Source organism: Brasilonema sp. UFV-L1, from assembly GCF_012912105.1.
Taxonomy (GTDB): Bacteria; Cyanobacteriota; Cyanobacteriia; order Cyanobacteriales; family Nostocaceae; genus Brasilonema.
On sequence record NZ_QMEA01000016.1, the window covers coordinates 61,655 to 74,087 of the forward strand.

Here is a 12,433-nt window from a genome sequence, read left to right on the forward strand (position 1 = left end):
ATTTGTTTAAAACAGGAAAAAGAGTTTATGTCTTTAGTCAGTCCTATCCCAAATTATGAATCTATCGCCCGGATGCAGAACGAACTCAAGACTTCGGATAAATATATAGTGGAAGCCGTAATACCTGTTTTAGAGCAATTAATGTTACGACATCTCCCTAAGGAAGCACGTATTCTTGACCTTGGTTGTGGTTCAGGTAAGTTAGTGCAACAGCTTCATATCAGAGGGTATCAAATGACTGGACTTGATGCTTCAGAAGCATTGTTGCGCTATGCCAGAATAAACTCACCTGAGAGTGAATTTATCCTTAGTGATGTACGTAATTTTGAGTTGCTACCCTCCTTCAATGCAGTTTTTTCGGATACTGTTTTACTCTTCATCCTAAACATTGAAGAATTGACAGCCGTCTTCCGAAATGTATATGCAGCACTGCAAAATAATGGTTTTTTTGTGTTCACGATACCATTGACAGATTCGTTACATGAGAGCGCTCCGCCAATTTTCGATCACGTCAATGTTAATGACGAATGTGCGTTGATTGAAATATTCCACTACAAACCGGAAAAAAGAATGTGGGAAATCAAAGTCACTGGCTTTGAATTGGTAGAGGGGACATGGAAGCGTTCAGACACGACTTGGTTAAGGAAAGATCACTTCTTAGCAGAAGTTCAGTCTGGTTTAGAAAATGTGGGTTTCACAGAAATTAATCACTATAGTTTAAAAGATTTTGGAAGTCAAGCAAGAGATGTTTTTACGTGCTTTATTTGTCGTAAACTGTCTATAACATGATAGTAAAATGATAGAGTTTCTGGGTTAATAGGGGTTAATTATTATTTGTGATTATCTAGCTTAAAAAGAAGACAAACGTAATTAGTTAAGTTTTCATGACTTATGACGCAGCAATGGATAAAAAATACTCTAACTTATCACCTGCCAAGAAAGCTCTTCTGGAAAAATGGAAGGGAGGAAAATTTCAAGCTGATACTATTCCCAAACGTCAAAACTCCAACAATATTCCCTTGTCTTTCTCCCAACAAAGGCTGTGGTTTATTGACCAACTTTACCACGGGAGTTCCTTCTACAATATTCCAAGTGCCTTTCATTTAACCGGACAGCTTAATATTACAGCACTACAGCAAAGTCTTAATGAAATTCTCAAGCGTCATGAAGTTTGGCGCACGACTTTTGCACTTGTCAATGGACAACCAGTACAGGAGATTGCGCCCGAATTAACTTGGGATTTACCCATTATCAACCTAGAACATTTATCTGGTCAAAATTGGGAAGAAGAGATTAAACAACTTGCAGTTATTGAAGCCAAAAAATCCTTCAATTTAGCGACTGGACCTCTGGTCAGAGCAACTTTATTGCGCTTGGGTGAACAAGAGCACGTTTTCCTTTTGACCATGCACCATATTATTACAGATGGATGGTCTATTGGTGTATTCTTACGGGAGTTGGCAACATTATATGCAGGGTTCTCTACAAATCAACCTTCTGGTTTACCTGAACTCCCTATTCAATATGCAGATTTTGCAATTTGGCAGCGCGATCGCCTACAAGGTACACTACTCAAAACTCAACTCAATTACTGGAAACAACAACTAAAGGGTGAATTACCTGTCCTACAGTTACCAACAGACCGTCCACGACCAAATCTTACCACCTTTACCGGTGCAAAGCAATATTTTACCTTCTCCAAAACCCTGACAGATGCACTCAATCAATTGAGCCAGCGAGAAGACGCCACTTTATTTATGACTCTGCTGGCAGCATTTAATATATTGCTATACTACTACACAGAGCAAGAAGACATTCTCATTGGTTCTCCAATAGCAAACCGGAACCGATCCGAACTAGAAGGAATGCTGGGTTTGTTTGTGAATACTTTGGTGTTGCGTAATAACCTCAGTGGTAATCCCAGCTTCCAGGAACTATTACATCGGGTGCGTGAGTGTACTTTATCAGCTTATGCACATCAGGATTTACCTTTCGAGATGCTTGTAGAGGAATTACAACCACAGCGTGATTTAAGCCGAAATCCATTGTATGAGGTGATGTTTGTCTTGCAAAACACTCCAACATCTGTGCAATCTGTTTCTGGTTTAACTTTGCGTACTTTGCAGTTCGATAGCGGTACAGCACAGTTGGATATTTTCCTGTCGATGTCTGAATCTCAACAGGGATTAACAGGGTTTTTGGAATATAATACAGACATTTTTGAGGATGCAACAATTACCCGATTCATAATTCATTTCCAAACTTTATTGGAAAGGATTGTTGCAAATCCAGAACAGCGCATCTGTGAATTATCACCACTCACATCTCTTGAGCGACAGCAACTATTATTTGAGTGGAATCAAAAGAGCGCAGATTATCCTCAAGATACTTCCCTTGATCAATTATTTGAACACCAAGTTGAACATTCTCCTGATTCGTTAGCTTTAATTAGTCAATCAGAACAACTGACTTATCGTCAACTCAACCAAAGAGTTAATCAGCTTGCTCATTATTTACAAAAACAAGGTGTCACAGAAGAAACCCTCGTCGCCATTTGTCTGGAACGTTCCATAGAAATGATTGTGGGAATTTTAGCTGTTCTCAAAGCAGGCGGTGCATACATTCCTCTCGATCCAAGTTATCCGGTAGAACGTCTTGGTTTCATGCTTTCTGATTCTCAAGCCGAGGTGTTAATCACCCAACACGAGATTTTAGAAAAGCTACCGACTTCTTCAGCTAAAACCGTTTGCTTGGACATCCACTTTGACGAAATTAGTCGAGAAAGTCAGCAAAACCCTACCAATCTGTCAAAAGCTGATAATCTCGCCTATGTTATCTACACTTCTGGCTCTACTGGAACTCCTAAAGGTGTTCTCGGAACTCATCGCGGTACAGTCAATGGCTTACACTGGTTATGGAAAACCTATCCCTTTACAAAACAAGAGGTTTGTTGTCAGAAAACAGCGATTAGCTTTGTAGACTCAGTATGGGAAATATTTGCTCCCTTACTTCACGGCATTCCTACTGTTATTATTCCAGATGTAATTGTAAAAGATCCACAATTGTTCATAGAAACTCTAGCACATCACAAAGTTACGCGTATCGTACTTGTTCCTTCACTGCTGCGCTTACTTCTGGATAGCTACAGTCATCTGATTAAGAATTTATCGCATTTAACACTCTGGATAACGAGTGGGGAAGCGCTGTCTATTAGTTTAGCTCAAACATTTCAAGAATTAATGCCATTTGCAAAGCTAATAAACCTCTATGGCTCATCAGAAGTTTCTGCTAATGTGACTTACTATGACACAAGTTTATTGCCAAAACAAGCAACTAGTATTCCCATCGGTCGTCCGATTGACAATACTCAGGTCTATGTATTGAATAGCCATTTGCAACCAACATCTGTGGGAGTTGTTGGAGAATTATATATTGGTGGTGATGGATTGGCAAATGGATATTTGCATCGGACACAATTAACTCAAGAAAGGTTTATTGATAATCCTTTTGTTCCAGGAACTAAGCTTTATAAAACTGGTGACTTGGTGCGTTATCTTAACGATGGAAATCTTGAGTATTTTGGTCGCCGTGATGACCAAGTTAAAATCCGTGGTTTCCGGGTGGAATTAGGAGAAATTGCAGCTGCAATTGGACAACATCCAGATGTCCGAGAATCTATTGTCATCACTGCTGATGATGCTCAAGGCTCAAAGGGTCTGATTGCATATGTCGTCACGGATAAGCAAGACATCGTGTCACAATTGTCGCACTCCTTGCAACAGAAACTGCCGAATTACATGATACCATCTGGTTTCGTGGTATTAGATGCCCTCCCACTGACACCCAATGGCAAAGTAGATAAGCGAGCACTTCCGACTGACGATTTTATTCGACTAAACGCTACTCCATCGTTCATTGCTCCCCGGAATTTTACGGAATTAGCTTTGGTGAAAACTTGGGAAAATCTCCTAAATACTAGTCCGATTGGAGTAACAGATAACTTCTTTGACTTAGGTGGTCACTCTTTTTTAGCTGTTCGCTTAATGGCTCAAATTCATGATAGATTTGGGCATAATCTTCCCCTATCTACTCTTTTTGAAAACCCGACTATTGAAAGACTAGCAACTATTGTCAAAGAGCCAGCCCGTGAGAGTTCCAATTCTCATCTGGTTGCAATTCAGTCTTCTGGTTCTAAAATTCCTTTCTTTTGTATGCATGGCGCTGGTGGAGGTGTTCGTCACTACTTTAATTTGTCCAGAAGACTTGGTGAGGACTATCCATTTTATGCCTTGCAACATACTCCTAACGAGGAGGAACCAGAAGTTATTTCGGTGGAGGAAACAGCAGTTCGCTACCTCCAAGAAATTCGTCAGGTGCAACCGAATGGTCCTTATCTTTTAGGAGGTTTTTGTTACGGTGGTGTCCTTGCCTTTGAAATGGCACAGCAATTGCAAAGACAAGGTGAAACAGTAGATTTATTAGTTGTTATTGATGCTATTTTACCAGAAACTGTTATTCAACCAGCGGAAGATGATGATGCAAAATTCTTACTCCGCATGGCGGAATCGATAAAAACTAATAATAACATAGACTTTTCTCTTCCTTTTGAGGAACTCAGAGATTTGTCTGTAGATGAACAATTTCATTTGGTGAATCAAAAAGCTAATTTCATCTTTAGCGATACAGAAATTAAAGATTTTCTGAGCTATTACAAATTATTTAAAGCTCATGTCCAAGCTATGCGAGATTACGTTCCGCAGGCTTATCCTTACTCCATGACTCTCATTCGAGCAAAAGAGGAAATTATTCATGACTTTGAAAGTCCAGAATTTCATACTGATGACCCTTTATTAGGTTGGGGGAAATGTTCCAGTCAACCTATTCAAGTTGTTGAAGTTCCAGGGGATCATTTCTCGATGTTCGTCGAACCGAATATTCAAGAATTAGCCAAGGAATTGAGAATTTGTATTGATAATGCTCTGTATAGTGTAGTATAAAGGACGGGAGTATATATCGATGACACTACCCGCAGGACCGAAAACCCCTAGTTGGCTGTTGAACCAGCAATTCCAGGCTGATCCCTTTGGCTATATGGATGCTGTTTACAAACGTTATGGTGACATGGTGACCATCATGTCTGGTTCTACACCAACAGTGCATATTAGCAATCCCTTAGGGATTAAGCAGATTTTCACTAATACTAAAGAAATTACAGCTAGGGGCGCATTAAACAGAAGTTTCGCTCCGGGTACAGGAAACCAAGGAGTCCTTCAACTGGATGGTTTGCGCCATAAACATCGGCGCAAGCTCTTAATGCAAGCTTTTCACGGAGAGCGGATGCAAGCCTGTGGGCGACGTATCTGTGAGCTCACAGAAAAAATCATCAGTCAACAGGCGATTGGAAAACCTTTCGTTGCTTACCCTACCATCGAAGATATCACCCTCCGGGTGGGTATTGAGGTTGTGATGGGATTACGTGAGGGAGAGCGCTATGACAAAATCAAGCATCTATTTGCTTCTATAATCAAATATTCGCAATCTCCTCTATTTGAGATCCTCACAAAACTTCCTTTTGGACAACAGGATTTAGGTCAGTGGAGTCCAACGGGATACCGTCTTCACCTGAGGCGAGAACTTTTCCAATCACTGTACGCTTCAGTCCAAGAACGACGCGAGCAAGCAGATTCTTCACGTACTGACATCCTTTCGGATCTCATAGTTGCTCGTGATGAAACAGGTGAACCATTAAGTGATGAAGAGGTGCGCGACCTCCTATTATCACCTATATTTGCTGCTCAAGATGCTTCAGGAACTGCTTTAGCGTGGTCTTTGTACTGGATTCACCGTTTACCTTCTGTACGTGAGCGACTGCTTGAGGAACTCGATCGCCTTGGTGAATCCCCAGATCCCATGAGCATTGTTGCTTTACCCTACCTCAATGCTGTTTGTAACGAAGTTTTGCGAATTTACCCAACTCAGTTATTCACGTTTCCGAGGTTGGTAGAGTCGCCAGTTGAGGTAATGGGCTATGAGTTGAGTCCGGGTACGGTGCTCATTGGTAATATTTATTTGACGCATCAGCGTGAAGATTTATATCCACAGCCGAAGGAGTTCAAGCCAGAACGCTTTTTGGAAAAACAATTTTCAAACTACGAATTTCTTCCCTTTGGCGGCGGTGCTCGTGTTTGTATCGGAGCAACTTTTGCCCTATTTGAAATGAAGCTGGTATTGGCGACGATTCTTTCACGCTATCAATTAGGTCTAGTCAGTAAGCATCCAGAACGCCCCAAATTTGGAGGTTTAATTTGTTATCCCGCCAGCGGCGTCAAGATGGTCATGTATGGTCGGCGTCAGCATCAAGGACAGTCGCAGCCATTGGTTTTTGGTTCAGTTTAGTATCTGAATTTAGTTTTTGATTCCGTTCCGTAAACATTTGCCAAATTTGTAATTTCACCCTTTTCAAGCGAAAAAATATATTTCAAAATGGAGGAAGTAGGTATGACTCAAAGTAATAAAGGTGCTGTCATCATTACAGGAACATCCACAGGTCTAGGTCGAGCAACTGCGCTTTCACTAGACAAGCAAGGGTATCGTGTTTTTGCCGGAGTCCGCACGGAAAAAGACGCTGAGTCACTAAAGCAGGCTGCATCTAGTGATTTAACACCTATTATCCTAGACATCACAAAAGCGGAACAAATTAAATCTGCTTCGGAATTTGTCTCACTGGCGAGCGGTGATGAAGGATTATTCGCATTAATTAATAATGCATATGTCGGGGTAGATGGTCCATTAGAATGTATTCCGATAGATGATATCAGATGGAATTTTGAAGTCAATGTTATTGGTCAAATTGCAGTTACACAAGCATTCTTACCAATGATCCGAAAAGCCAAAGGTCGAATTATTAATATCAGTGCGATTTGCGGCAGATTCACCATACCTTATAGAGGACTTTTATCTGTTTCCAAAATTGCAATTGAGGCAATTACAGATTCTTTGCGAATGGAATTGAGTTCTAGTGGGATTGAGGTTCTTTCTATCTTACCATCGGCAATAGTGACCCCAGAGCAGGCTGACAAAGTAGAGGCAAATCACCAAAAAGTATTAGCTAATATGTCACCCGAAGCTAAAACTATATATGGTAAAAATTTTACAATATTTATGCGACTAGGGGCAAAAGCAAATCGCAGTGGAAGTTTACCGCCTGAAAAAGTGATAGATGTGATTTTGGAAGCACTGGAAGCTCGCAAACCTAAAAGACAATATTTTGTCACGCAATCACCATGGGAAAGTAAGCTTTTTGCTCTATGTAAAAGGTTACTTCCACATCAGTATTTTTATGACAATTATTATTTTGGTAATATGCGAAAAAAGTTGGGATTGGATTAAAAATTATATTGAGCCACAGATAGTAAATATGCAAACTCAACAGACCAATCAACTTCCCCTGACAGATTGTCGTTTTTGCTCGTTGGTTTCCAAAGCTAACGGAGAAGACCCGATTGGTACAGCAGGTACTTGCGACCATTGGCTGATTATGGAAATTCCACAACCTTGGCCTCAAGAACTTTTTCAGGAAAATCCAACTATCAAGCCATTGATAGGTCTGTTCCAAGAGCTAACTGTCAAGCATGGGGTCAAGCTCAGACCAATGTTGATTGCTCCTGATCGCGAGTACTCTCACCCCGGCTTTGCCCGCGTGCTGTACTACTATCGTCAAGACATGCTGTTTTCTCAGTTTGAGAAACAGGAGTTTGTCGTTCCAGAGGGGGAAGCAACTGCCTTGGTTACGGCAATACTCAAGCAGTTAATGCAACAGCCCAACGATTTATCAAAGTTTCAGCACTATCAACAACAAACCAGTCATATCCGCGAACTCATGGTTTGCACCCATGCTCAAGTTGATCTTGCCTGTGGTAGATTCGGAACTCCCTTGTATCGTCAGTTACGCAAGGAATATGCGTCTGCTTCTAATGGAAAGTTAAGAGTGTGGCAAACGACTCATTTTGGAGGTCATCAGTTTGCACCCACTCTAGTTGATTTACCCCAAGGATGCTTATGGGGACATTTAGAACCAGAAGTACTGGATTTACTAGTAGACAGAAATGGTTCAGCTTCAGGCTTGCGTCAATTCTACCGAGGATGGACGGGTTTAACCAAGTTTGAGCAAATCGCTGAACGCGAAATCTGGATGCAGTTGGGCTGGACTTGGGTTGACTACTTGAAAGCAGGTAAAGTGCTTGCGATGGAAGAAGTTGCTGAAGGACAGGAGCCTGACTGGGCACAAGTTCGGATTGATTTTGCAGATCCACATAGTGGTACAAACGGTATCTATGAAGCCAGAATAGAAGCTTGTGGAGAGGTTATGACTGCATTGAACTCAGCAAAAGAAATGGAATTAGAAGCAATAAAGCAGTATCGCGTTAGCCATTTAGTTAAGAGGATGTCTGAAAAGTTTTGAATGGTCAAAATTTATGCTAATCGCCTCACCATGATCCGGATCATGGCAAGGTAGATAAACGTCTCTGATGTTTGAGGTAATAACGTAAGTTACTAGTTAGTGCCCTCAAACCGTATCATAGTAGATACAGAAAGTGCTTTTTTCAGTAATTATAAACACTATTTTTTTGAATTTTGTACTTAAAACATGGAAAAGAAAGATTAAGAATAAAGGCAATGCTGTTATTGCAAGTTAAATGCGTGACAGCTTAACTCATAGTCTCTAACCAATCGCCGATACCCCATCAATATTCCCAACGTTCTTTTAACTTGTTCCAAATGGCGTTCGCCTACACTTCTGCAACAATTAATGGTCAACTCATTAACATGAGTTAAGGATGATCCTTAACTTTGCTGAAAAAGAAAATGCTTCTATCACTCGATAAAAGCAAACTTTTAATGGAGGAAAAGAAAAGTGACTAATTTGCAAGAATATCAAGAATATAAGGTATCTATCCAAAATAATAGAGTAGCATTGTCTAAGTTGGATAAGGTAAAGATAAAAATATTTTTCCTGCTACTTAAATTATTAAGTTTTTTGTTTCCAAAAAGTAATATTCATAGATTTTCAAAGTCTTTAAAATTTTATCTTGGGCTGATAGATATAAAGATTGATGATTGGAATACGCAACAAAAACCAGCGTTATTTTTATATCTTGATCTTCCTTCTAAACCTTGGTATGAACCTGATGATTACGAGGTTTTAAAAATAGTGAAAAATCTCCTTGAAGAAGGTGCTAAAGACATAAAAAGTGAGTGGTTAATGAGTATCCCTAATAAAAGTAATTTCTTAACTCCAGTCATTGATAAAATTGATTATCGTTCAAATTATGGAAACATTACTGACATTGAACTACCTGCATTTTACACAAAAGATGAGTGGTTACGCGTTTTCTTGTGGATTGATGGTAAATTTACTCAAGAAGCCAGAGATTTCTTTCCAAAAACTGTAAATATTTTGTCTAAGCTAGAATCTTTTATGGATCCTTTTGAAGAGGCTGTAATTTTTGTTTTAAAGCCAGGATCTTTCTTACCTCCACACCATGATGGTGCAAATACTTATATTGGCTGTCATTTGGGATTAATAATTCCAGAAAATTGCGGATTTAGGGTCGGAAGTGAAACGCGGAGTTGGACTGAAGGGAAAACTTTATTTTTCGATCAGAGCATTGAGCATGAAGTCTGGAATAGAAGTCAGAAAGAACGAGTAGTTTTGTCACTGCAATTACGTCATCCAGAATTGTCAAAATTTGAAAATTTTTTATATAATCTTTTTCGTAAGTCGCTGTGATTTTCCTTACTGGGACTTTATAAATTTCTAAACTCACATCTTGCACCTAACCGTATAAGCCCGTACAAACCAAAAATATGTGCGATAAAGCTACATTATTTTTCTTGGTTTTTCTCGCTAAATAAAGGGCTTTTAGTTTCATACTGAGTGATAAAGTACCATCAATTTTTCTTGGTACAAGATGTGAGCCTCCCACAGACGGCGATCGCCAGCGAAATATGAAAGAAACACAAGCATTGAGAATTTGGAGTCGAAAAATCTTACACTAAATAAGTGTCCTGACAGTTAAGACCGTTGATACAATGGTGCGTTATTCGCCCGTATGTGAGCTTGGTTCTAGGTGATTTTGGTGAAAATATTGGTGAAGTGGCTGTTGTCACTATCCCGGGCGCGAAGATTAGATTTATACATCACACCTGGGTCAGGGTACACCCTTTGTACTGAAGGTAAGCAACGATACTCTAAACGTAACATGAACCGAAAAAAGCGATCGCCTTCATCACACGATGCCAGTTTATCCACCATCAACCATAATGCTGCTGGTATTGATATTGGTGCAGATAGACATTGGGTGAGTGTGCCAGCTGGACGTGACAGTGAATGTGTACGCAGTTTTGGTTGTTTTACGGCGGAACTATATGCAATGGCTGACTGGTTGAAGCATTGTGGGATTGAAACTGTGGCGATGGAATCCACAGGGGTGTATTGGATAGCTGTGTTTCAAATTTTAGAAAGCCGTGGATTTGAAGTCAAACTCGTTAATGCTCATTATGTCAAGACTGTCCCTGGTCGCAAAAGTGATGTGCTAGATTGTCAGTCGATATGCGTATTTAACCAACGAACAAAGCGAAATTCTACTGCGGTACGGAATGCTTCTAAGGCTTCTGCAAAGGTTTGTAAAGGTTTGGTAGCCCATCGTCGCCGGAATCCACCCGTCAATTGATGCCAAAGAATGAAGGTGTTGAGTAAATAAATGACTTCACAAAAACAATCTCAAATTACAGAGGAAATCCTTCAAGGTAATTTGATTAAATTAATGTTCAAATTATCAATACCCAGTATTCTGGGAATATTAATGCTTAGCTTAAACAGTTTTCTTGATGCTTTATTTGCAGGGCAATTCATTGGTGAAACTGCTCTGGCTGGTATCTCACTTGCATTGCCGCTTACAGGCATAGTAAACGGATTTGCTCTCTTAGTTGGGGTAGGTTCTGCCTCTGTTCTTAGTCGAGCCATTGGTTCTGGAGATATCAAAACTCAGTCTAAAATATTTAGCAACTTAACGGTAATGAGTGTTGCGATCTCCTTTGCGATCACAATCATTGGCTACAGCTTTGGTGAAGAATTAATTGTATTCATGGCAGGAAGTGGTGAAGTTGCCTCTGTAGGCGCAGAATTTTTTAAGACTTATACGCTAGGTTCAGTATTTTTAATCCTAGCGGTAGCGTCTAGCCAGATCATCAAATCAGAAGGCAAAATTAGACTATCTACCGTATTTGACTGGATTTTTGTCATCGTTAACATTTCCTTAAATTTCATATTTATTAGTATCTTTCATTGGGGTATTCAGGGAATTGCCCTTGCTACAGTTATGGCGATGGTTGTTTATAGTATTGTCAACTTAACTTATTTTATTTCTGGTAAAAGTTCTATCTCTGTTAATTTCAAAAACTTAGTAGCAATAGATTTACTACCTGCAATCTTATCAGTGGGAATATCAGCGCTACTTTATCCAGTCATGGAATTAGTTCAAAGTTTTGTGATTTTTCAATCTATCTCTAATTACGGGACATATAATGATATTGCCTTCTTCGGAGCAACGGGGAAAGTAGGTTCATTTATATTGATTCCCATCATTGGGTTTACACAAGCATTACAACCTATAATTGGTATGAATTATGGAGCTAGAAATTATGCCAGGGTTAAGAAAGCCTACTTGACTTTTGCAATCATTGGAACTCTTTTGTTAATATTAATATGGATACCTCTACAATTATCACCAAAAACATTTCTATGGTTACTTCTGCCCGATGTTGATTTTACAAACAATGATGTGTTAAATTTTCGGCTATTCAACATATTAACACCGCTATGGCCTTTAGCTTTTTTTGGTAATACTCTCTTTCAATCTATAGGTAAAGGTCAAATTGTCTTCATAGTAATTTTATTAAGGAGTCTAGTTTTCAAGGTGCCGTTGATACTAATATTTGCCAAAAGTTTGGGAGTGAGGGGTACATATTATGGAATGATGTTTGCCGATATTTTGTTTTTGTTACTAACATTTGCATTAACATTTATAGAATTTACAAATCTCAGTACAATGCAAATGCAAAAATCAGAATTATAAATTATTCTTTTCGAGGTCTCTAGAATGGTCACTTTTGAATTTTTCCACTCCGAATAAATGTATATTCATCATGTCAACAATGATAATTGATTGCTAAAAACTGTTGAAAGAGGTGGTAATATGGCAACAATGGGAAAATACTGCAAAGCATACTCACTCAATAAACTACGTCAATTCAGCCAATGGACTGAGAATCCGGAAAATACCAGGTTTGAAAAGCTTGAAGTCGATGGCAAGGAAGTTGAAGTCAAGAGGGTGCTAACAGATGGTCAACACCCCTGCCTAAAGGCGAGGGG

7 protein-coding genes and 2 pseudogenes are annotated in these 12,433 nt (G+C 39.5%); 8 read left to right on the top strand and 1 reads right to left on the bottom strand.

All coding sequences use genetic code 11. The annotated features are described in order from the left end of the window. Positions 1–27 precede the first annotated feature (27 nt). The 7 genes and pseudogenes from DP117_RS07600 to DP117_RS07630 all read left to right on the top strand — a co-directional run. Entirely contained in the window at positions 28–789 is a 762-nt protein-coding gene (locus tag DP117_RS07600; RefSeq protein WP_169217713.1) for a class I SAM-dependent methyltransferase, read from the top strand. Positions 790–902: 113 nt separating this feature from the next. Next, positions 903–4,997 (top strand): non-ribosomal peptide synthetase, encoded by a 4,095-nt coding sequence (locus DP117_RS07605; protein ID WP_169217721.1) that lies wholly within the window; start codon positions 903–905, stop codon positions 4,995–4,997. Positions 4,998–5,016: 19 nt separating this feature from the next. Beyond that, positions 5,017–6,396: a cytochrome P450 gene (locus DP117_RS07610; protein WP_169217714.1), complete on the top strand. Its 1,380-nt coding sequence runs from the start codon at positions 5,017–5,019 to the stop codon at positions 6,394–6,396. Positions 6,397–6,498: 102 nt separating this feature from the next. Further along, positions 6,499–7,389, top strand: coding sequence for an SDR family oxidoreductase (locus DP117_RS07615; RefSeq protein ID WP_169217715.1), 891 nt, complete (start codon positions 6,499–6,501; stop codon positions 7,387–7,389). Positions 7,390–7,417: 28 nt separating this feature from the next. Further along, the gene (locus tag DP117_RS07620) at positions 7,418–8,461 is read left to right on the top strand and encodes a sucrase ferredoxin (RefSeq protein WP_169217722.1); all 1,044 of its coding nucleotides are present in this window, start codon (positions 7,418–7,420) and stop codon (positions 8,459–8,461) included. 453 nt (positions 8,462–8,914) lie between these two features. Next, a complete protein-coding gene (locus DP117_RS07625; protein WP_169217716.1) occupies positions 8,915–9,790 on the top strand; it encodes an aspartyl/asparaginyl beta-hydroxylase domain-containing protein in 876 nt (291 codons plus the stop codon). 472 nt (positions 9,791–10,262) lie between these two features. Next, positions 10,263–10,616 (top strand): annotated as a pseudogene (locus DP117_RS07630) (transposase); the annotation flags it as partial. Here the strand turns inward: DP117_RS07630 and DP117_RS07635 are convergent. Then, a pseudogene (locus tag DP117_RS07635) lies at positions 10,604–10,750 on the bottom strand (IS701 family transposase); the annotation flags it as partial. The pseudogenes DP117_RS07630 and DP117_RS07635 sit on opposite strands and share 13 nt — an antisense overlap. A gap of 13 nt (positions 10,751–10,763) precedes the next feature. Between DP117_RS07635 and DP117_RS07640 the strand changes: the two are divergent. Further along, entirely contained in the window at positions 10,764–12,137 is a 1,374-nt protein-coding gene (locus DP117_RS07640; RefSeq protein ID WP_169217717.1) for an MATE family efflux transporter, read from the top strand. Positions 12,138–12,433 lie beyond the last annotated feature (296 nt).